20 protein-coding genes are annotated in these 21,031 nt (G+C 72.1%); 16 read left to right on the top strand and 4 right to left on the bottom strand.

The genetic code is table 11. The annotated features are described in order from the left end of the window. Positions 1-59 precede the first annotated feature (59 nt). From ACFV8T_RS13225 to ACFV8T_RS13205, 5 genes are all read left to right on the top strand, one after another. Complete coding sequence (locus tag ACFV8T_RS13225) at positions 60-302, top strand: hypothetical protein (RefSeq protein WP_014156692.1); 243 nt, start codon at positions 60-62, stop codon at positions 300-302. 36 nt (positions 303-338) lie between these two features. Continuing rightward, complete coding sequence (locus tag ACFV8T_RS13220; protein ID WP_385327369.1) at positions 339-1,700, top strand: NYN domain-containing protein; 1,362 nt, start codon at positions 339-341, stop codon at positions 1,698-1,700. A gap of 284 nt (positions 1,701-1,984) precedes the next feature. Further along, positions 1,985-3,013, top strand: a complete 1,029-nt coding sequence (locus ACFV8T_RS13215; protein WP_385327071.1) for an NlpC/P60 family protein — start codon at positions 1,985-1,987, stop codon at positions 3,011-3,013. Positions 3,014-3,250: 237 nt separating this feature from the next. Next, positions 3,251-4,282 (top strand): NlpC/P60 family protein, encoded by a 1,032-nt coding sequence (locus tag ACFV8T_RS13210; protein ID WP_385327070.1) that lies wholly within the window; start codon positions 3,251-3,253, stop codon positions 4,280-4,282. 16 nt (positions 4,283-4,298) lie between these two features. Further along, entirely contained in the window at positions 4,299-5,540 is a 1,242-nt protein-coding gene (locus ACFV8T_RS13205; RefSeq protein WP_385327068.1) for a hypothetical protein, read from the top strand. Between the two features lie 14 nt (positions 5,541-5,554). On the opposite strand, the gene ACFV8T_RS13200 is transcribed toward ACFV8T_RS13205, so the two are convergent. After that, on the bottom strand, positions 5,555-6,802 hold the full coding sequence (locus tag ACFV8T_RS13200; RefSeq protein ID WP_385327066.1) for a glycosyltransferase 87 family protein: 1,248 nt from the start codon (positions 6,800-6,802) through the stop codon (positions 5,555-5,557). Between the two features lie 124 nt (positions 6,803-6,926). Between ACFV8T_RS13200 and ACFV8T_RS13195 the strand changes: the two genes are divergently transcribed. Then, the gene (locus tag ACFV8T_RS13195; RefSeq protein ID WP_385327065.1) at positions 6,927-8,069 is read left to right on the top strand and encodes a glycosyltransferase family 4 protein; all 1,143 of its coding nucleotides are present in this window, start codon (positions 6,927-6,929) and stop codon (positions 8,067-8,069) included. Positions 8,070-8,142: 73 nt separating this feature from the next. Here ACFV8T_RS13195 and ACFV8T_RS13190 read toward each other — a convergent pair whose 3' ends face one another. Further along, positions 8,143-9,939: an AMP-dependent synthetase/ligase gene (locus ACFV8T_RS13190; protein WP_385327064.1), complete on the bottom strand. Its 1,797-nt coding sequence runs from the start codon at positions 9,937-9,939 to the stop codon at positions 8,143-8,145. A 280-nt stretch (positions 9,940-10,219) separates the two neighbouring features. Between ACFV8T_RS13190 and ACFV8T_RS13185 the strand changes: the two genes are divergently transcribed. From ACFV8T_RS13185 to ACFV8T_RS13160, 6 genes are all read left to right on the top strand, one after another. Then, positions 10,220-11,026 carry a metallophosphoesterase gene (locus ACFV8T_RS13185; protein WP_385327062.1) on the top strand — a complete coding sequence of 269 codons (807 nt, stop codon included), beginning with the start codon at positions 10,220-10,222 and terminating at the stop codon, positions 11,024-11,026. Positions 11,027-11,132: 106 nt separating this feature from the next. Beyond that, entirely contained in the window at positions 11,133-11,582 is a 450-nt protein-coding gene (locus tag ACFV8T_RS13180; protein ID WP_072483258.1) for an SRPBCC family protein, read from the top strand. A gap of 4 nt (positions 11,583-11,586) precedes the next feature. Next, positions 11,587-12,903 (top strand): ArsA family ATPase, encoded by a 1,317-nt coding sequence (locus tag ACFV8T_RS13175; RefSeq protein WP_385327060.1) that lies wholly within the window; start codon positions 11,587-11,589, stop codon positions 12,901-12,903. 83 nt (positions 12,904-12,986) lie between these two features. Then, positions 12,987-13,445, top strand: a complete 459-nt coding sequence (locus tag ACFV8T_RS13170; RefSeq protein WP_385327058.1) for a DUF5304 domain-containing protein — start codon at positions 12,987-12,989, stop codon at positions 13,443-13,445. Between the two features lie 74 nt (positions 13,446-13,519). Continuing rightward, positions 13,520-14,461 carry an ROK family glucokinase gene (locus tag ACFV8T_RS13165; RefSeq protein WP_385327057.1) on the top strand — a complete coding sequence of 314 codons (942 nt, stop codon included), beginning with the start codon at positions 13,520-13,522 and terminating at the stop codon, positions 14,459-14,461. A gap of 169 nt (positions 14,462-14,630) precedes the next feature. Then, positions 14,631-15,389, top strand: coding sequence for an endonuclease/exonuclease/phosphatase family protein (locus ACFV8T_RS13160; protein ID WP_385327055.1), 759 nt, complete (start codon positions 14,631-14,633; stop codon positions 15,387-15,389). A gap of 133 nt (positions 15,390-15,522) precedes the next feature. Here ACFV8T_RS13160 and ACFV8T_RS13155 read toward each other — a convergent pair whose 3' ends face one another. Continuing rightward, a complete protein-coding gene (locus ACFV8T_RS13155) occupies positions 15,523-16,200 on the bottom strand; it encodes a hypothetical protein (RefSeq protein ID WP_385327053.1) in 678 nt (225 codons plus the stop codon). Beyond that, positions 16,193-16,972, bottom strand: coding sequence for a carboxylesterase (locus tag ACFV8T_RS13150; RefSeq protein ID WP_266425934.1), 780 nt, complete (start codon positions 16,970-16,972; stop codon positions 16,193-16,195). The genes ACFV8T_RS13155 and ACFV8T_RS13150 overlap by 8 nt, the downstream gene beginning before the upstream one ends. Before the next feature lie 196 nt (positions 16,973-17,168). On the opposite strand from ACFV8T_RS13150, the gene ACFV8T_RS13145 reads away from it, so the two are divergent. The 4 genes from ACFV8T_RS13145 (at position 17,169) to ACFV8T_RS13130 (ending at position 21,009) form a co-directional block, all read left to right on the top strand. Then, positions 17,169-17,912 (top strand): lysophospholipid acyltransferase family protein, encoded by a 744-nt coding sequence (locus ACFV8T_RS13145; RefSeq protein WP_385327051.1) that lies wholly within the window; start codon positions 17,169-17,171, stop codon positions 17,910-17,912. 53 nt (positions 17,913-17,965) lie between these two features. Next, complete coding sequence (gene macS / locus ACFV8T_RS13140) at positions 17,966-19,189, top strand: MacS family sensor histidine kinase (protein ID WP_385327050.1); 1,224 nt, start codon at positions 17,966-17,968, stop codon at positions 19,187-19,189. Continuing rightward, positions 19,186-19,878, top strand: a complete 693-nt coding sequence (locus ACFV8T_RS13135) for a response regulator (RefSeq protein ID WP_385327049.1) — start codon at positions 19,186-19,188, stop codon at positions 19,876-19,878. The genes macS and ACFV8T_RS13135 overlap by 4 nt, the downstream gene beginning before the upstream one ends. Positions 19,879-20,004: 126 nt before the next feature. Further along, positions 20,005-21,009: a 2-hydroxyacid dehydrogenase gene (locus ACFV8T_RS13130; RefSeq protein ID WP_385327048.1), complete on the top strand. Its 1,005-nt coding sequence runs from the start codon at positions 20,005-20,007 to the stop codon at positions 21,007-21,009. Positions 21,010-21,031: the final 22 nt, after the last annotated feature.

Genomic DNA, 21,031 nt, shown 5'->3' with positions numbered 1-21,031 from the left:
GCGCACCGCGAGATCCTTGAAGCAAGGCAGCAAGAGGCTCGACGAAAGAGGACGCAACGATGACGACGGTTCCCCAGCCGACCGACGGGACTCGCTGGCGCTGCACGCTCTGCGGAAATCTCACGCGCTTCGACGTGACGCGCTCCTCGAAGGTCGTCGAATATGTCCATCTCGACCTGGCCGGTGAGTCCAGCGTCGAGGAACGCGAGGTGGTCAGTGAGACCATCGAGTCGGTGCGCTGTCGTTGGTGCAATGCGGTGGACCAGATCGAACTGGTGGACAGGCCGGGTGCCGACTCCTGACGGAGCCGCGCCCACAGACATTTGGGGTGACGGATGGTGGAGCAGCCCGATAGCGGCGCCGAGTCGGCCGAGGCGGCCGACGACGCCGTCGAGGCGCTCGACCGCCCGCTGCCCGAAGGCGTACGGCGGCGGGTCGTCGCACTGGTCTCGGACGCGTTCGGCGGCCTGACGGTCACCGAACTCCCGGCCCAGCTGCGGCAGTACGCCCGTTTCACCCCGACCCGGCGGGCCAAGTTCGCCGGGAACGCGATGGCGGCCGCCCTGGAGAACGACGCGCTGTTCCGGCAGCGCATCGGCGAGCGGCTCAAGGAGGGGCAGCCCGAGCTGACCGCTGCCCTGGAGGCCGGTGCGCCGCCTGCCGCCGCCGACCCCGTCGATGTGGCCGCGGCGGCCTATGTGCTGCGTCCGTCGGGCTGGGTGAAGCTGGTCGCCGCCGCCGGCGAGGAGGCCCAGCGCGCGGACGCCGAGCGCGCCGACGAGGAGAGCCGCCGCGAACTGGAGCGGCTGCGCGAGGAGCTCGTCCGGGCCCGCTCGCAGACGAAGAGCGAGACGGAGCGGCTGCGCGCCGAGCTGGACGCGGCCCGCAAGGAGGCCGAATCCCTCCAGCGCAAGCTGCGCAGCGCCGTCAACGAGGTCAGGCGCGGCGAGGCCGCGCTGCGCCGCAGCCGTGCCGAGACCGACGCCGTACGGTCCGAGACGGCCGCCCAGGTCTCCGCGGCCGAGAGCGAGAGCCGTCGGCTCAAGGCGCGGCTCGGTGAGGCCGAGGCGTCCGTGGAGGCGGGCCGCCGGGCCGCCAGGGAGGGCCGCTCGGTCGAGGACATGCGGCTGCGGCTGCTGCTGGACACGGTGCTCGACGCGGCGAGCGGGCTCCGGCGCGAACTGGCCCTGCCGCCCTCCTCGATCCGTCCCGCCGACAGTGTCGACGCCGTCGAGCCGGGCCGGATGTCGCCCAAGGACATTGCCGCCAGGGCCCTTTCGGAGACCGACCCGGCCCTGCTCGACCAGCTGCTCGCGCTGCCTCAGGCGCATCTGATCGTCGACGGCTACAACGTCACCAAGACCGGCTATCCGCAGCTGCCGCTGGAGAAGCAGCGGCTGCGGCTGCTGGGCGGCCTCGCGGTGCTCGCGGCGCAGACCGGCGCCGAGATGACCTGTGTCTTCGACGGGGCCGAGCTGGCGGCCCCGGTGCTGCTCGCACCGCCGCGCGGGGTCCGGGTGCTGTTCAGCAAGCCCGGCGTGACCGCCGATGAACTCATCCGTCAGCTGGCGCGCGCCGAACCTCCGGGCAGGCCCGTCGTGGTGGTCTCCACCGACCGCGAAGTCGCCGACGGAGTGGCGAAGGCGGGCGCCAGGCCCGTTGCGTCCGTCTTGCTCCTCAAGCGCCTTTCGCGCGTCTAGCGGCACTTGCCGGGTCTCGGTGGAATTGAGGGAACGGACCGTCAGGTCGCCGCTACACCCCGTGCGTCAAGGGTAAAGAAGTGCGGTCTGTGACGAGATTTTTCTGGTGAGGATTTGAACTGATCACAAGTTGGTCACTAGGGTCGGGCCTCGAACCTTCGCACGGTTGATCACCCATCCGGGGTGACGGCGAAGACACCGCCGAGTCCGTGACGTGCACGGAGCCGGGGATTCGAATCCCCCACAGCCCGGTAGGCGGCTCGAGGAAGAAGGAGCTCGCCTTCGTGGCGTCCCACCGTCGTCCCAAGCAGCCGAGCCGCGCCCGTGTGACCGTGCTCACCGCGACCGCCGCCGCGGCCGTGGCCCTGACCTCCCAGGCGGCCCACGCCGACCCGAAGCCCTCCAAGGGCGAGGTCAAGGCGAAGGTCGAGAAGCTCAACCACGAGGCCGGCGCCGCCAATGAGCAGTACTACGGCGCCAAGGAGAAGCAGCAGAAGCTGGAGAAGGAAGTCGGCGCGCTGCAGGACAAGGTGGCCCGCGGTCAGCAGGAGATCAACAACCTGCGCAACGGCCTCGGTTCGCTCGCCGCCGCGCAGTACCGCTCCGGTGGCATCGACCCGTCGGTGCAGCTCTTCCTCTCCTCCAACCCGGACAGCTTCCTCGACGAGGCCTCGGCCCTCGACCAGTTGACGGCCAAGCAGACCGAGGCCCTGGGGAAGATCCAGGAGAAGCAGCGGGTCCTCGCGCAGGAGCGCAAGGAGGCCCAGGACAAGCTCGGCGACCTCGCGGACGTGCGCAAGACACTCGGCGCGAAGAAGAAGAAGCTCCAGGACAAGCTGGCCGAGGCGCAGCGCCTGCTCAACACGATGACCCAGGCCGAGCGCACGAAGATGCGCAACGACGAACAGCGCGCCAGCCGCGCCGCGAGCGACCGGGTCGACCTGGGCAAGGAGGTCCCCGCCTCCGCCTGGGGTGCCGCCGCCCTGAACGCCGCCGCCACCCAGGTGGGCAAGCCGTACGGCCGCGGCGGCACCGGCCCCGGGTCCTTCGACTGCTCCGGGCTGACCCAGTGGGCCTACGCCCAGGCCAACGTCCAGATCTCCCGGGTCACGTACACCCAGGTCAACGACGGCGTCCACATCGGGCGCAGCGCGCTGAAGCCGGGCGACCTGGTCTTCTTCAACAACACCGAGCACGTGGGCCTCTACGCGGGCAACAACACCGTCCTGCACGCCCCGTACCCGGGCACGTTCGTCCGCTACGAGTCGATGAACACCATCGGCAGCTTCCAGTTCGGCGTGCGCGTCGGCTGACGACGCCCGAACGGGCGAATTCCCGCGCCCGCGCAGACAGCCCGCCCCGCCGGAGACCACAGGTCACCGGCGGGGCGTCGCCTTTTCCGCCGCCCTTCCGTACGGCGCGGTCGTTGGTCGCTCCGTGATCGTCCGACTACTGTCTGCCTGCCGTGCAGCTCCCGGTCGTCGGTCCGCCCGCCCCGGGCGGCAGGGGCTGCGCGCGTCTGCGTACCGCGGAAGGGAGTGCGGCGTCCTGTGGTGTCCCATCGCCGTTCCACACAGCCCGGCCTCAACCTCGGGGTCCGGGCCACCGTTCTGTCGGCCGCGGCGGCGACCGCGGCCGCCACTCTCGGGGCGGCCACCGCGAACGCCGATCCGCAGGACACCCCCCGGGCCGCCAAGGCCCGCGTCGGCCGGCTGTACACCGAGGCCGAGCGGGCCACCGAGCAGTACAACAAGGCCGGTGAGAACGCCGGCCGGCTGCGCGGCGAGGTCGGCCGGGCCCAGGACCGGGCGGCCCGCGGCCAGGAACGGCTCAACCGGATGCGTACGGCGCTCGGTTCGGCGGCGAGCGCGCAGTACCGTTCCGGCGGCATCGACCCCTCGCTCGCCCTGCTGCTCTCCTCCGACCCGGACAGCTACCTCGACCGGGCGGCCGTACTGGAGCGGCTGACCGACCTTCAGGCCGCCGAGCTGCGGGAACTCCAGCAGATCCAGCGCGGGCTCGTGCAGACCCGCGCGGAGGCGGCCCGCGCGCTGGCCGAGCTGGAGCGCAACCGGGCGGACGCCACCCGTCACAAACGCACCGTCGAGCGCAAGCTCGCCGAGGCCAGGAAGCTGCTGAACGCGCTGCCCGGCGCCGACCGGGCGGAGTTCCAGCGGGCCTCGCGCTCCGGCCGCGACGGCGCGTACCCGGCGATGGCCGATCTGCCGGCCGGCTCCGCGCGCGCGGCGGTCGCCGTCATGGCGGTCCGGCAGGCACTGGGCCGCCCGTACATCTGGGGGGCCAACGGGCCGGCCGGATTCGACTGCTCCGGGCTGATGCAGTGGGCGTACGCCCAGGCCGGGGTCAGCCTGCCGCGGACCTCGCAGGCCCAGCGGTACGCGGGACACATGGTGCCGCTCTCCGAGGCCCGCCCCGGCGACCTGGTCGCCTACCGCGCGGACGCCGGCCACATCGCGATGTACGTCGGCAACGGCCAGGTGATCCACGCCCCGTACCCCGGGGCCCCGGTGCGCTACGACCCCGTCGGCATGATGCCCGTCTCGTCGGTCACCCGCGTCTGACCGTACCCTCGATCGGGTGAACGAGCGACGGGGACGGAACGGCGGGCGGCGCGCGGCGGGAACGCTGCTCGCCGGACTGCTGCTCGCCTCCGGCTGCGCGGCCCCCGACGACGGCGCCGCCCCGGACGAGACCGCCCGCGCCGTCCGCGCCACGCTGGACCGCCGGGCGGCCGCCGTGCTGGACCACGACACGGATGCCTACCTGGCCACGACGGACCCCGAAGCCACCGGGCTGCGCACGGCCCAGCGCCGGGAGCTCGCCAACCTCGCGGACATACCGCTGAGCTCGTGGACGTACCGGCTGCGCGACGTGACCGCGCGGGGCACCGACCGGGCCACCGCGGACGTCGAGCTGCGCTACCGGATCAAGGACTACGACGCCGCCCCGGTCGCCGCGGACCGGGTGTTCGACCTGAGACGGGACCGGGCGGACGGCCGCTGGTACGTCGTCGGGGACCGGGCGGACGGGGACGGCGTCCGGCAGCTCTGGCAGCAGGGCGATGTCCGGGTGGTGCCCGGGAAGCACAGCCTCGTGCTCGGCGTCGGCCGCACGGAGCAGGAGCTGCGTGCCATCGCCCGGACCGCGGACCGCGCGGTGCCCGCCGTGTCCGACGCCTGGCCGGAACGCTGGGCGGGCCGCGTGGTGGTGCTCGTACCGCGCACGGTTCAGGACATGGCGGGGCTGCTGGGGTCGGCGGCGGCGGACTACCGGGGCATCGCCGCCGTCACCACCGGGCAGACCGGCGGCGCGGGCCGGACCCCCGCGGACCGGGTGATCGTCAACCCGCAGGCGTACGGCACCCTCGGCACCTTCGGGCAGCGGATCGTTCTCACCCACGAGACCACCCACGTCGCCACCCGCACCCGCACCTCCGCCGCGACCCCGACCTGGCTCTCCGAGGGCTTCGCGGACTGGGCGGCCTACCGCTCCGAGGACCGCACCGCCGGACAGATCGCGCCCGAACTCGCGGACGCCGTCCGGCGCGGCGACCCGCCCGCCGAGCTCCCCACGGACGAGGACTTCGGCTTCGCGGGCGACCCGGCGCGCCTGGCGAGGGCGTACGAGGGCGGCTGGGCGGCCTGCGAGCTGATCGCCGACCACTGGGGCGAGAAGAAGCTGTTCGCCTTCTACCGGGCCGTCGGAGGGCACCGGGGACGGGACGGAGCGGTGGAGCAGGCCATGCACGAGGTGCTCGACACGACCCCGCAGGACTTCACCGCGCTCTGGCGGGGAGAACTGCGCACCCGGCTCGGCTGAGCGCGGCGCACGGCTCAGGAGCCGACCGGCTCCGCCTCCCGGCCGAGGCCGGACCGGTCGGCCGAGCCGTCGCCGTCGCGCGCCGCCTTGGGCACCGTCCGCCGCCACAGCCGGCGGCAGGCGATCAGCGTCGCCGCGACCAGCAGGCCGTTGCGCAGGAACATCAGCGTGACGCCGGTCGCGTCGCTGGTCACCACATGCGTGAACCCGAACGGGAACTCCCACTGGGTGAAGCCCGTCGCCAGCAGCACCAGGCCGGCCGGCAGCACCATCCGGCTGTCGCGGAACACCAGGCAGACCGCCGCCAGGCCGACCAGCCACAGCATGTACTGCGGGCTGATCACCCGGCTCGTCGTCGTGAACAGCAGCACCGCCGCGAACGCCGCGTCCGCCGGGGTGCTCACGCCGAACTCACGGGCCCGCAGCCGCCACACCACCAGCCAGCCGAACGCGAGGACGGACAGACCGAGGGCCAGCGTGCTCACCAGCGGCACGTACGGACCCAGAAACTCCATCGAGCCGTAGTGGAACTCCACCCGGCCCTGCCAGCCGAACTGCCGCGCCACGTGGAAGACCAGCGCGCCCAGCGACTCGACCTCCGTGCCCCGGTCGCGCTGGGAGCCGATGAAGGCCAGCGCACCGGGCATCGCCACGGCGCACCCCACCAGCAGCCCGGCCGCCGTCACCGCCGCGGCCGTCCACGCCGACCGCGTCCGCCGGCCGCGCGCCGTACCGGCCAGGATCAGCGCCGGCCACACCTTCAGCAGCGCACCGACGGCGGCCAGCACCCCCAGCACCCGCGGATGCCGCAGCCCCGCCAGGAGCGCCGCCACCGCCACCGCCGTGACCATCACGTCGTAACGGGCGTACGCGGTCGTGCCGAGCAGCGGCACCCCCGCCACCCACACCCAGGCGCCCGCCACCGACCGGCCGCCGCCCCGGCCCGCGTAGAGCAGCAGCCCCAGCACCAGCAGGTCGCACACGAACGCGAGGACGAAGAAGGCCGAGGCGTAGTCCAGGAACGGCAGCAGCGCGGGGGAGAGGATGGCGAGCGCGGCCAGCGGCGGGTACTGCCAGGTGACGTCGGACTGCGGATACGTACCGGTCTTCAGGACCTCGGACCAGCCGTGGTAGATCACCGAGACATCACTGGTCACGTCCGGTCCGGACAGTGTGATCACCTTGGTGACGCAGAGCAGCAGCGCGACCCTGGTCAGGGCCCACACCGCGACAGCGAGCCGCGCGCCGGTCGATCCCCTCATGACCGCCTCATCCGTTCTCATCAGTGGGCACCCGGTGGGTACTCGGTGGGTACGAGGAGACATGATGCCCGCGCGGCCGGTGCCGGAGCCATTGGGCCCGGACCGCCCGGTACTGTCGGCCGGGATGGACAAGACCCTGATCGTGACCAACGACTTCCCGCCCCGCCCCGGCGGCATCCAGGCGTTTCTGCACAACATGGCACTGCGCCTGGACCCCGGACAGATCGTCGTGTACGCCTCGACCTGGAAGCGGACCTCCGAAGGCGTCGCGGCCACCGCCGCCTTCGACGCCGAGCAGCCGTTCACCGTCGTGCGCGACCCGACGACGATGCTGCTGCCGACCCCGCGGGTCACCCGGCGCGCGGTACGGCTGCTGCGCGAACACGGCTGCAGCTCCGTCTGGTTCGGCGCCGCGGCCCCGCTCGGGCTGATGGCACCGGCGCTGCGCAGGGCCGGCGCCCGCCGCCTGATCGCCACCACACACGGGCACGAGGCGGGCTGGGCCCAGCTGCCCGCGGCCCGGCAGCTGCTGCGACGGATCGGCGAGGGCACGGACACGATCACCTACCTGGGGGAGTACACCCGCTCCCGGATCGCCCCCGCGCTCACGCCCGGGGCCGCGGCGCGCATGGCCCGACTGCCGCCAGGCGTCGACGAGAAGACCTTCCACCCGGGGTCGGGCGGGGACCGGGTCAGGGCCGGGCTCGGCCTCGCGGACCGGCCCGTCGTCGTCTGCGTGTCACGGCTCGTGCCGCGCAAGGGCCAGGACACGCTGATCCTCGCGATGCCCGCGATCCTGGCGCAGGTGCCGGACGCGGTGCTCCTGATCGTCGGCGGCGGACCGTACGCCGAGGAGCTGAAGCGGCTGGCCGGGGAGACCGGGGTCGAGGAGTCCGTGCGGTTCACCGGACCGGTGCCGTGGGAGGAGCTGCCCGCCCACTACGGCGCGGGCGACGTCTTCGCCATGCCGTGCCGCACCCGTCGCGGCGGCCTGGACGTGGAGGGCCTCGGCATCGTCTTCCTGGAGGCGTCCGCGACCGGTCTGCCGGTGGTGGCGGGCGACTCGGGCGGCGCACCCGACGCGGTGCTCGACGGCGAGACCGGGTGGGTGGTGCGCGGCGGCAGCGTGGAGGAGTCGGCCGACCGGATCGTCACGCTGCTGCGTGACCCGGAGCTGCGGCAGCGGATGGGGGAGCGGGGGCGGGCCTGGGTCGAGGAGAAGTGGCGCTGGGACCTGCTGGCCGAGCGGCTCCGGGCGCTGCTCTGACGACCGGGACGTACGCATGAGAGGGGCCCGCACATGCCGTGCGGGCCCCTCTCTCGCGTGTACGTCCCGGTCGTCAGCCCCGGTAGATCGCCTCGATCTCGTCCGCGTAGTCCTTCGCCACCACGTTCCGCTTCAGCTTCAGCGACGGCGTGATGTGGCCCGCCTCCTCGGTGAACTGCGAGTCCAGGATGCGGAACTTGCGTACCGACTCCGCCTTGGACACGGCCGCGTTCCCGTCGTCCACCGCCCGCTGCACCTCGGCCAGCAGCTCCGGGTCCTCGCGCAGCGAGCGGGCCGTCGAGCCGGCCGGCTTGCCGTGCTCCTCGGCCCAGCGGCCCAGGAACTCCTCGTCCAGGGTGACCAGCGCGCCCACGAACGGCCGTCCGTCGCCGACCACCATGCACTCGGCGACCAGGGCGTGCCCGCGGATCCGGTCCTCGATCACCGCGGGAGCCACGTTCTTGCCGCCCGCCGTGACGATGATCTCCTTCTTGCGGCCGGTGATCGCGAGATAGCCGTCCTCGTCGAGGGTGCCGATGTCGCCCGTGTGGAACCAGCCGTCGGCCAGCGCGTCGGCCGTCGCCGCCTCGTTGTTCCAGTAGCCGGTGAACAGGTGCTCGCCGTGCAGCAGCACCTCGCCGTCGTCCGCGATCCGCACGACCGAACCGGGCAGCGGCTGGCCGACCGTACCGATCTTCTGCCGGTCCCACGGGTTGAAGGCGGTGGCCGCGCAGGTCTCGGTCAGGCCGTAGCCCTCCAGGACCGTGAAGCCGATCCCGCGGTAGAAGTGGCCGAGCCGTTCGCCCAGCGGCGCGCCGCCGGAGATCGCGTACTCGCCGCGCCCGCCGAGCACCGCCCGCAGCTTGCCGTAGACCAGCCGGTCGAAGACCTTGTGCTTCAACTTCAGGCCCAGGGGCGGGCCCTGGGGGGTGCCCAGCGCGCGGCTGTAGGAGATCGCCGTGTCGGCGGCCTTGTCGAAGATCTTTCCCTTGCCGTCGGCCTGCGCCTTGGCGCGCGCCGCGTTGTACACCTTCTCGAAGACCCGCGGCACGCCGAGGATCAACGTCGGCCGGAACGAGGCCAGTTCGTCGGTGAGGTGCTTGATGTCCGGTACGCAGCCGAGCTTGATCGGGGCCATCACCGAGGCCACCTCGACCAGCCGTCCGAAGACATGCGCGGCGGGCAGGAAGAGCAGCACGGAGCACTCGCCGGTACGGAAGAGCGGCTTCAGCCGTTCCACCACGTTGCCGCACTCGGCGAAGAAGCTGCGGTGCGTGAGCACACAGCCCTTGGGGCGGCCGGTGGTGCCCGAGGTGTAGACGATGGTGGCCGGGTCGTCCGCCTTGGCGCTCACCATCCGCAGGTCCAGCGTCTCGTCCGAGACGTCCTCCCCGAGCGCCGTCAGCCGGCGGATCGCGTCGTCCTCGATCTGCCAGATGCCCTTCAGGGCCGGCAGGTCCGCCTGGACGGAGACCACGGAGGCCCGGTGCGCGCCGGATTCCACGAGGCACAGGGCGGCGCCGGAGTCCCCGAGGATCCACTGGATCTGCTCGGGCGAACTGGTCTCGTACACCGGGACGGTGACCGCGCCCGCGCTCCAGATCGCGAAGTCGAGCAGTACCCACTCGTAGCGGGTGCGCGAGAGCAGGGCCACCCGGTCACCGGCGTCGACGCCCGCGGCGATCAGGCCCTTGGCGACGCCTCTGACCTCGGCCAGGAACTGCGTGGCGTCGACGTCGGTCCACGTACCCCCCACCTTGCGGCTCATCACCGCGGCATCGGGATGCTGAGCGGCATTGCGGCGGATGAGATCCGTCAGGTTGCCGTCCGAGGGGACCTCGTACAGGGCCGGAAGGCTGAACTCGCGCAAGACTGCTGCTCCTCATCGGGCTCCGGTGCCACGGCTCTGTGTGACGCACCGGCTGCGGTCCAAGATTGGCAGGTGCTCAGTGGGGTGAGCACGACTGGACTGCCCGGACGTTACCCACGAGTACTCGGTTCCCGATAGGGGGTTCCGGCCAGATGTCTTATGCGTCACACACCACGCTGATCCTTGGGCGCACAGTAGTCCACCCGTGTGACCGGGCGGCGATATTCGCAGGTCCGACGGCCTCTACCGAGGTGACCGGCAGAGTTCTAAGGTGATCGTCATGCGAGCCGGACCGGACAGCCCAGGCACATCGACCCGACAGCGCACCCGCATCCACGTCGTCAGCGACGTGCACGGCAACACCGAGGCGCTGGCCCGTGCCGGGAACGGCGCCGACGCACTGGTCTGCCTCGGTGACCTGGTGCTCTTCCTCGACTACGCCGACCACTCGCGCGGCATCTTCCCCGACCTCTTCGGGGTGGAGAACGCAGACCGGATCGTCGCACTGCGCACCGCGCGCCGCTTCGAGGAGGCCCGCGAGTTCGGCCGCGGCCTGTGGGCGGGCATGGACCGCAACGCCGCGATCGTCTCGGCGGTGCGCAAGCAGTACGCCGCACTCTTCGCGGCCTTCCCCACACCGACGTACGCCACCTACGGCAACGTCGACATCCCCGGCCTGTGGTCCGAGTACGCACACCCCGGCACCACCGTCCTGGACGGCGAACGGGTCGAGATCGGCGGCCGCGTCTTCGGCTTCGTCGGCGGCGGCCTGAAGACCCCGATGAACACCCCGTACGAGATCGGCGACGAGGAGTACGCGGCGAAGATCGAGGCGATCGGCCCGGTCGACGTGCTCTGTACCCACATCCCGCCCGAGGTCCCGGAGCTGACGTACGACACGGTGGCGCGCCGCTTCGAGCGCGGCAGCCGGGCCCTGCTGGACGCCATCCGCCGCACCCGCCCGCGGTACGCGCTGTTCGGCCACGTCCACCAGCCGCTGGTCCGCCGGATGCGGATCGGCGCCACCGAATGCGTGAACGTCGGCCACTTCGCGTCCACCGGCAGGCCCTGGGCCCTGGAGTGGTGACAACACCGGCACGGACCCTGGAACGAGGCGCCGCGCGCACGCGATAGCCTTCTGACGGCAGGCCTCTGCCGACGCACCGGTACACCGCACTGGAGGAGCCACGGCGATGGCTGAACACACCAGCTCGAGCATCACGATCGAGGCGGCACCGGCCGACGTCATGGGAGTGATCGCCGACTTCGCCCGCTACCCGGAGTGGACCGGCGAGGTCAAGGAGGCCGAGGTCCTCTCCACCGACGACCACGGCCGCGCCGAGAAGGTCCGCCTCGTCCTCGACGCCGGAGCGATCAAGGACGACCACACGCTCGCCTACACCTGGATCGGCGACTACGAGGTCAGCTGGACCCTCGTCAAGTCCCAGATGCTGCGCGCCATCGACGGCTCCTACGCGCTGGCCCCGCTCGGCGACGGCGACCGCACCGAGGTCACCTACCGGCTGACCGTCGACGTCAAGATCCCGATGCTCGGCATGATCAAGCGCAAGGCGGAGAAGGTCATCATCGACCGGGCACTGGCCGGTCTGAAGAAGCGCGTCGAGTCCGTCCCGAAGGCCTGACCGGATGCGTACGGTCCTCGTCACCGGCCCCGGCGGCGCCGGCCGTACCACCGTCGCGGCGGCGACCGCGCTGGCCGCCGCCCGCCGCGGCAGGCGCACCCTGCTGCTGACGGCCGACGGCATACCCGGCTTTCCCGACAGCACCGAACCCACCGAGGTCACCGACGGGCTGTGGTCCGCCCGCATCGACTCCGGCGAGCACTTCCGCGGCGAACTCCTCGCCCTCCAGGACCAGGCCTCCGCCGTACTCGACCTGCTCGGCGGGAACCGGCTGGACGGCGAGGAACTGACCGAGCTGCCCGGCAGCTCCGAGCTCGCCCTCCTGCACACCCTGCGCCGAGCCGCCGAGGGCGACTGGTCGCGCCGCGGCCACGACCTCCTCGTCGTCGACCTGCCACCACTGCGCGAAGCCCTCGCCCTGCTCGCCCTCCCCGAGCAGCTGCGCCGCTATCTGCGCCGGCTGCTTCCCCCGGAACGCCAGGCCGCCCGCGCCCTGCGCCCGATGCTCGCCCAGCTCGCCGGCGTGCCCATGCCCGCCCAGTGGCTGTACGAGGCAGCCGCCCGCAGGGACGCCGAGCTGGCCGCCGTCCAGGCCCTGATCGAGGACCGCAACACCACGCTCCGGCTGGTCGCGGAGCCCGGCCCCGCCGCCGAGGAAGCCCTGCGCACCGCCCGCACCGGCCTCGCCCTGCACGGACTGCGGGTCGACACCCTGGCGGTGAACCGGGTGCTGCCCAGGCACTCGGCCGACCCCTGGTTCGCGGAGCTCGCCGCGCAGCAGGAGAAGACCGTCGACCGCTGGTACGAGGAATGGGTGCCCGGGGCCGCGCTGTGCGAGGTGCCCCACCTCGGCCGCGACCCGCGGGGCCTCGACGACCTCGCCCGCCTCGACACCACGGCCGCCTGCACCGTCTTCGAGACGGCCGGTACCGGTGGCGGCCTCTTCGAGGGCGACGGACTGGCCTCGGAACTGGACGGGCGGAGCCCCGGCCGGGCCGACGACCCCTGGTGGATCGAGAGCCCCGACGTCCCGGACGGCCTCGACGGACTGCTGCCCGGCGGCCGGATCGTGACCGCCCCGCCGTCCGGCGACGGCGACCCGGTCCTCGTCTGGTGCCTGCCGCTGCCCGGCGCCGTCAAGAAGGACCTCCAGCTGGTCCGCCGCGGCGACGAGCTGCTGCTCACGGTCGGCCCGTTCCACCGGATCGTCCCGCTGGAATCAGGACTGCGCCGCTGCACCGTCTCCGGCGCCGCCCTCACCGACGGGGTGCTCCGGGTCCGGTTCACCCCGGACCCCGGACTGTGGCCGAGGACGGGCTGAACGGCGCCCCACGGTTCGGGTAACGTCGGTAGTACGTGCCCCGTATGCCGGGCCGCCGGCACACCACGTCGCAGGAGTCCGCCATGAGCGATGCCACCGATCGTCCCGTCGACGACGACGCGTGGGCGAAGGCCTGCGCCGAGGACCTCGAAGCGGAGAAGGCCCGCCGCCGAGCCCAGTACGGCCCGCCGCCCGGCTCCGCCGCCGAGGAACTGCGCAAGCTGGTCGACGCCGTGGCCGACAAGGTCTCGTCCCTCCAGTCGCCGCTGTTCGGCGCGGCGGCCCAGGGCACCGTGCAGCAGATCATCAAGCAGGCGAAGTCCGCGGTCGAGCCCGTCATCGAGCGCAATCCGGACGTCTTCGAGCACATCGCCGCGGCCGGCAGTGAACTCCTCGCCGCCTACCGCTCCGCCGTCGAAGGCCAGGAACGCCGCTGGACCCAGGGCGCCGGGGACCCAGCAGGCAACGAAAAGAAGGCGGACGACCCCTCCGACCCCCGTGACGAGGGCCCCGCCGCGGGCGAACACATCGACCTGGACTGAACGGCCCCGAAGGACCGGTCCCCCGGCTCGGGTACGGTTGGCCCCAGCGGGGCTCGACCGGAACTGAGGGATTCATGGGACTCACCATCGGCGTCGATATCGGCGGCACGAAGATCGCGGCGGGAGTGGTCGACGAAGAGGGCCGGATCCTCTCGACGTTCAAGGTGCCGACCCCGCCGACGGCTGAAGGCATCGTGGACGCCATCGCGTCGGCCGTGTCCGGCGCGAGCGAGGGCCACCAGATCGATGCCGTCGGCATCGGTGCGGCCGGATACGTCGACGACAAGCGCGCCACGGTGCTGTTCGCGCCGAACATCAACTGGCGGCACGAGCCGCTGAAGGACAAGGTCGAACAGCGCGTCGGCCTTCCAGTCGTCGTCGAGAACGACGCCAACGCCGCCGCCTGGGGCGAATACCGCTTCGGCGCCGGACAGGGCCACGACGACGTCATCTGCATCACGCTCGGCACCGGCCTCGGTGGCGGGATCATCATCGGCAACAAGCTGCGCCGCGGACGCTTCGGCGTGGCCGCCGAGTTCGGCCACATCCGGGTCGTCCCGGACGGTCTGCTCTGCGGCTGCGGCAGTCAGGGCTGCTGGGAGCAGTACGCGTCCGGGCGCGCGCTCGTCCGGTACGCCAAGCAGCGCGCCAACGCCACCCCGGAGAACGCCACGATCCTGCTGTCGCTCGGCGACGGCACGGTGGACGGCATCGAGGGCAAGCACATCAGCCAGGCCGCCCGGCAGGGCGACCCGGTGGCGGTCGACTCGTTCCGCGAGCTGGCCCGCTGGGCCGGCGCCGGACTCGCCGACCTCGCCTCGCTCTTCGACCCGTCCGCGTTCATCGTCGGCGGCGGCGTGTCGGACGAGGGCGAGCTGGTGCTCGACCCGATCCGCAAGTCGTTCCGGCGCTGGCTGATCGGCGGCGAATGGCGCCCGCACGCCCAGGTGCTCGCGGCCCAACTGGGCGGCAAGGCCGGGCTGGTGGGCGCGGCGGACCTGGCCCGCCAGGGCTAGGGTCGTTCGTTTGGGCCGAGCCGGATCAGCGCGCGTGCCAGACCTCGCGAGCCCGGCATGATCCGAACGAGAGGCCTTGGGGCCGGTCCGGGCCGACCATGATCGGACCGAGCCGGACGCCCGTCGCGCCCCTGTGGGAGCGGCGGGCGTCCGTCGTATCGTGAGACACATGGTCCTGACGCCACTGCCCGACTCCCGTACCGAGCCGGATGGTTCGGCCGTCATCCGAGTGCTCAGCTACAACATCCGGTCGATGCGCGACGACCGCGAGGCACTGGCCCGCGTCATCAGCGCCTGCGCCCCCGACCTGGTCTTCGTCCAGGAAGCCCCGCGCTTCTTCCGCTGGCGCAAGCGCGCGGCCTGGCTCGCGGCCCGTACCGACCTGGTCCTCCTCAGCGGCGGTGCCACGGCGGCCGGGCCGCTGCTGCTCTGCTCGCTGCGGGCCACCGTGGAGCGGACGGAGGACGTACTGCTGCCGCTCACCCCCGGACTGCACCGCAGGGGCTTCGCCACGTCGGTGGTGCGGATCGCGGGCACCCGGATCGGTCTGCTGAGCTTCCATCTGAGCCTGCAGCGCGACGAACGTCTGGCCCAGTCGGAGCTGATGCTGGAGCGGCTGGAAGCGATGGGCGTCGAGCACGCCATCGCGGCCGGTGACCTCAACGACGTGCCGACCGGGAGTGCCTTCCGGCGGCTGGCCGAGCGGCTCCAGGACTGCTGGGCGGTCCGGCCGTGGGGCGAGGAGAACACCTACGCGCCGGACCACCCGCGACGGCGCATCGACGCGGTCTTCGCGACGGACGGGATCGAGGTGCTCGGCTGCGGTGTCCCCGCCGGGCTGCCCGGTGTCACCGACGCGGACCTGCGGGCGGCCACCGACCATCTGCCGGTGCTGGCGGCGCTGCGGGTGCCCGCGATCAGGCCCTGAGCGGGCGGCGGCCCGCCCGCCGCGGCGCCCCGGCCTCAGAGGCTGTCAGGTGACCTCCGACCGGGCGGCCACGCGCTGGTGCGCACGCACCGGACCGGGTCCGCGCCCCGGTCCGAGGTCACCCGACAGCCTCTCAGACCACCGCCCCGCTCCCGGGGTCGTCGCCGTCCTCGTCGTCGTCGTTCATCCGCGCCACCAGGGTGACGAAACCGCCCAGGAAGCCGCCGATGCAGATCGTCGTGAGCCACCAGGTCATGTCCCACCGCAGCAGCACCGCGAGCAGCATCAGCACCGGACCGCCGACGACCGCGAGCCAGGCGAACTTCGCCGTGACATCGGCCTCCGGCAGCGGCGGCGGCTCCGGGGGGACGAAATGCCCCTCGTCGCTCCCGTCGAGATCGTCGTCCTTCGGCTCCGCGACCTCGTAGTCGCGCGGGCCCCCGACGCCGGGGGCGAACACGATCGAGCTGCCGAGCGGCTTCTCCGGCGGCTTCGCGGACTTCTTCCCGAGCCCCTTGTCCGGATCCAGGACGTCGGGCTGGTCGTCCTCCGGCAGCGCGAGATCCTCGATCGACCTGAACGGCTTGGCGCCCGGCGGGTCCGGCGGCTCCTCGCCGTACCCCGCGATGATCGCCTGCCACGCGGCGTCCTCGTCGACCGACGGCTCGGACCGGCTGCCGTCGGCGCCCGCCGCCTCCCGGGCAGCGGCGTCCTGCGGACCCGTGCCGTCGTCGGGCACGGCCGCTCCCTCCGCGGGAAGGGGCTCGCGCTCCTCCTCGCTGCCCGCGCGCTCCGCGTCGTGCTCAGCCACCTGACGTGCTCCCCTTCTTTCCGACGCTCGGGGCGAGGCGGCCGATGAACCGGTAGCTCTCGTCGAAGATCCGCTCCGCATCGTGGTCCAACGTCGCGACGTGGTAGCTCTGTTCCAGCAGGATCTCCTCGACGTCCGTCGAGGACACCCGGCTGAGGATGCGGGCCGAGTCGGCGGGCGGCACCACATGGTCCTGCGGGCTGTGCAGCAGCACGATCGGCTGGGTGACCTGGGGCAGCTCGGCGTCGACCAGGCGGAAGAACTTCCGCAGCGAATGCGCCGCGTGCAACGGCACCCGGTCGTACCCCACCTCGTCGGAGCCCGGCAGGGCGATGTCGCTCGCCAGCCCCTTCGTCGTCCGCACCAGATGGCGGGCGACCGGCAGCGCGTACGCCGACAGGCCGTGCACCTTGTTCGCCGGGTTGACCAGCACCAGACCGCTGATCGCGTCCCCGTGCTTCGCCGCCAGCCGCAGCGTCAGCGCGCCTCCCATGGACAGTCCGAAGACGAAGACCTGGCCGCACCGCTCCAGAAGGGCGCGCAGCTCCCGGTCCACCTCCGCGTACCAGTCCTGCCAGCCCGTGAGCTGCATGTCCTCCCAGCGGGTGCCGTGCCCCGGCAGCAGGGGCAGCGAGACGGTGAGCCCGCGCTCCGCCAGGTATTCCGCCCAGGGGCGCAGCGACTGGGGGGAACCGGTGAATCCGTGGCAGAGGAGGACGCCGACCTCTCCGCCCTCGTGGCGGAACGGCTCGGCTCCAGGAAGGACCGGCACCGGGGTCTCCTGTTCGTGAGGCTCGAAGGGGAGCGAAAGGGGGGAGTGCAGAAGGATTACTTCACCGTACGCGACCGGGCTGACACCGACCAGGGCCGTCACCTCCTCCGGCCGCCGCATCGGCTCCCTGCCGGGCGGGAGCGGGGGGCGGCCCACGGGTTAAGGTCTGTCGGACAGCACACAGGAGGCACCCGAGTTGATCTACGGCGCAATGAAGTTCTCCATCGGCGGCTCGCTGAAGCTTGCCTTCCGGCCCTGGGTGGAGGGCCTGGAGAACATTCCCGCGCAGGGACCGGCGATCCTCGCGAGCAATCACCTGTCGTTCTCGGACTCCTTCTTCCTGCCGGCCGTCCTGGACCGCAAGGTCACCTTCATCGCCAAGTCGGAGTACTTCACCGCACCCGGCGTGAAGGGCAAGCTGACCGCGGCCTTCTTCAAGGGCGTCGGCCAGCTCCCGGTGGACCGCTCGGGCGCCCGCGGCGCCGGTGAGGCGGCCATCAAGGCGGGCATCGAGGTCATCGAGAGCGGCGGCCTCTTCGGCATCTACCCGGAGGGCACCCGTTCGCCCGACGGCCGTCTCTACCGGGGCAAGCCCGGCGGGCTCGCCAGGGTGGCGCTGGCCACCGGAGCGCCCGTCATCCCCGTCGCGATGATCGACACGGAGAAGATCCAGCCGCCCGGCCAGGTGATGCCCAAGCTGATGCGCCCGGGGATCAGGATCGGCAAGCCGCTCGACTTCAGCCGCTACCACGGCATGGACGGGGACCGCTTCATCCTGCGCTCGGTCACCGACGAGGTGATGTACGAGATCATGAAGCTCTCCGGCCAGGAGTACGTCGACATCTACGCGACGGCGGCCAAGCGGCAGATCGCGGACGAGGCGAAGCGCCGCGCCGAGGCGGAGAAGCACAAGGGCGACGAGTCCGGAACGCAAGGCTGAAGGAACGGTACGGCGCGCGCGAGCGTGCCGGTGCCGTCCGGGGGGTGGGGGACATGGCCAGGCGCGAGCGCGTCGTACGGATGTCGGTCGAGGAGCCGCTGTGGAGTGCGCTGACGGCGTACCGCATCCTGACGATGCTGTACGCGGTCCTGCTCTCCGTCTTCGGCCGGGAGAAGTACGACCGGCCGTGGGTGGCCATCGCCTTCCTGGCGGTGATGGTGGTCTGGACGCTCGCCACCCTTCCGAAGGTCTCGGGCGCCGCCGCCTGCACCAAGCGTTTCCTCGGCGCCGATCTGACCATCGCCCTGGCCGGGATACTCCTCACCCCGCTCGCCGACTTCGAGGCCCAGCAGGTCGACGGCCCGACGCTGCCGTCGATCTGGACCGCGGGTTCCGTGCTGGCCTTCGCGATCAAGGGCGGCTGGCGCTGGGCGGCCTTCGCCTCCACCTTCGTCGCCGTCGTCAACATCATCGAGCGCGGCAACCCCAGCCGGGACACCTTCCACAACGTGCTGCTGGTCTGGGTCGCCTCCATGGCGATCGGGTACGTCGTCGAGGTCGCCAGGGCCAGTGAGCGGACCCTCGCCCGCGCCCTGGAGATCGAGGCCGCCACCCGGGAGCGGGAACGGCTGGCCCGGGACATCCACGACAGCGTGCTCCAGGTCCTCGCGATGGTGCAGCGCCGCGGCACCGCGCTCGGCGGGGAGGCGGCCGAGCTGGGCCGGATGGCCGGGGAACAGGAGGTCGCCCTGCGCACCCTGGTCTCCAGCGGCCTCGTTCCCACCACCCGGGTCTCCGAGGACGCCGCCGAGGGCGCCGTGGTCCGCAGCGTGGAGGTCGACGACGAACCGTCCGGCCGGGCCGACTGCGATCTGCGCTCCCTGCTCGCCCCGCACGTCGGCTCCCGGGTCAGCTTCGCGGAGCCGGGCGCCCCGGTGCTGCTCGCTCCCGCGGCCGCGATGGAGCTGGCGGCCGCCGTCAGTGCCGCCCTGGACAATGTCAGGGTCCACGCGGGGGAGAATGCCCAGGCCTGGATCCTCGTCGAGGACTGGCCGGACGAGGTGATCGTGACGGTCCGGGACGACGGCCCGGGAATCCCGGAGGGGCGGCTCGCCCAGGCCGAGGGGGAGGGACGGATGGGGGTGGCCCTGTCCATCCGGGGGAGGCTGCGCGACCTGGGCGGTACGGCGGAGTTGATCTCCGTGCCCGGCCAGGGCACCGAGGTCGAGTTGAAGGTTCCGAAGGTTTCACGGGGGAAGGCAGGATCAGCGAGATGAGCACGGAGAACACCCAGGGCGCCGAGGAGCGGGCCATCAGGGTGATGGTGGTGGACGACCATCCGATGTGGCGCGACGCCGTCGCCCGTGACCTTTCCGAGTCGGGCTTCGACGTGGTGGCGACCGCCGGTGACGGACCGCAGGCGGTCCGCAGGGCGAAGGCCGTCACCCCCGACGTCCTCGTGCTCGACCTCAACCTGCCCGGTATGCCCGGCGTCCAGGTCTGCAAGGAGCTCGTCGGCTCCCACCCCGGGCTGCGGGTGCTGGTGCTCTCCGCGAGCGGTGAGCACGCCGACGTACTGGAAGCGGTCAAGTCCGGCGCCACCGGCTATCTGCTCAAGTCGGCCAGTACGCAGGAGCTGACCGAGGCCGTGCGGTCCACCGCCGTCGGCGACCCCGTCTTCACACCGGGCCTGGCCGGACTGGTCCTCGGCGAATACCGCAGGCTCGCCTCCGACCCCACGCCGGCCGCCTCCGACGAACCCAAGGCCCCGCAGCTCACCGAGCGCGAGACCGAGGTGCTGCGGCTGGTCGCCAAGGGGCTCTCGTACAAGCAGATCGCCGAGCGGCTGGTCATCTCGCACCGCACCGTGCAGAACCACGTGCAGAACACCCTGGGCAAGCTCCAGCTGCACAACCGGGTGGAGCTCGTGCGGTACGCGATCGAGCGCGGCCTCGACGACGCCTGAGCACCGCGGCCCCGGTCGCCGGCCGGCCCGTTCGGCCGAGCGGCGCGGCAGGGGCAGGGGCCGTATATTCGCGAGGACCGGCCCCTGCCCCTGATCCGCTGATCCGTGCGACGAACGGGAGAAGTCGTGGAAATCCTGGCATTCGGCGTGCAGTCCGACGAGAAGCCGCTGATCGAGAAGGCCTTCGCCGGGCAGCACGAGGTCCGTTGCCTGGACGTCTTCCTGAACAAGGACACCGCCCCCATCGCGGCGGGCTACGAGATCATCTCCACCAGCGTCAACGCCGACCTGGGCACCGGCGTCCTGCAGACCCTGGCGGCGGGCGGCACGCAGATGATCGCCCAGCGCTCCACCGGCTTCAACAACATCGACCTCGACGTCGCCGAACGCCTCGCCCTGCGGGTCGCCCGGGTCTCGTACTACTCGCCGTACTCGGTCGCCGAATTCGCCTGGACCCTCGCGATGGCCGTCAACCGCCGGATCATCCGGGCCGCGAGCCGCACCCGCGACTTCGACTTCCGGCTCGACGGACTGCTCGGCCGGGACATGCGCGGCCGTACGGCGGGCGTGATCGGCACCGGCAAGATCGGCGAGGCCTTCACCCGTATCGCCCACGGCTTCGGCATGGAACTGCTCGGCTGGGACGTCGCCGAGAACCCCGCCTGCCTCGCGCTCGGCATGAAGTACGTGGAGAAGGAGCGACTGCTCGCCGAGTCCGACCTGATCAGCCTGCACGTCCCGCTGCTGCCCGCGACCCACCACATCATCGGCGAGGACGCCCTGGCCCGGATGAAGGACGACGCGATCCTGATCAACTCCAGCCGCGGCGGACTCATCGACACCACGGCGCTGGTCACCGAACTGCGCGCGGGCCGCTTCCTGGGCGTCGGACTCGATGTGTACGAGGCGGAGGCCGGGCTCTTCTTCCTCGACAAGTCGCTGGAGGGCGTCGACGACGACACCCTGGCCCGGCTCGTCACCTTCCCGAACGTCATCGTCACCTCGCACCAGGCGTACTACACCGAGGACGCCGTGGGGCAGATCATCGACGCCACCGTGCAGAACGTCGCCGACTACCTGGCCGGCCGGCGCAGCGACAACGTCCTGGTCCCGGCGCTCCCGGCGAGCTGAGACCCCGGATCGCCCCGGGGTC

This window comes from Streptomyces sp. NPDC059832 (assembly GCF_042731715.1).
GTDB lineage: Bacteria > Actinomycetota > Actinomycetes > Streptomycetales > Streptomycetaceae > Streptomyces.
This window is presented reverse-complemented; position numbering and strand designations above follow the sequence as displayed.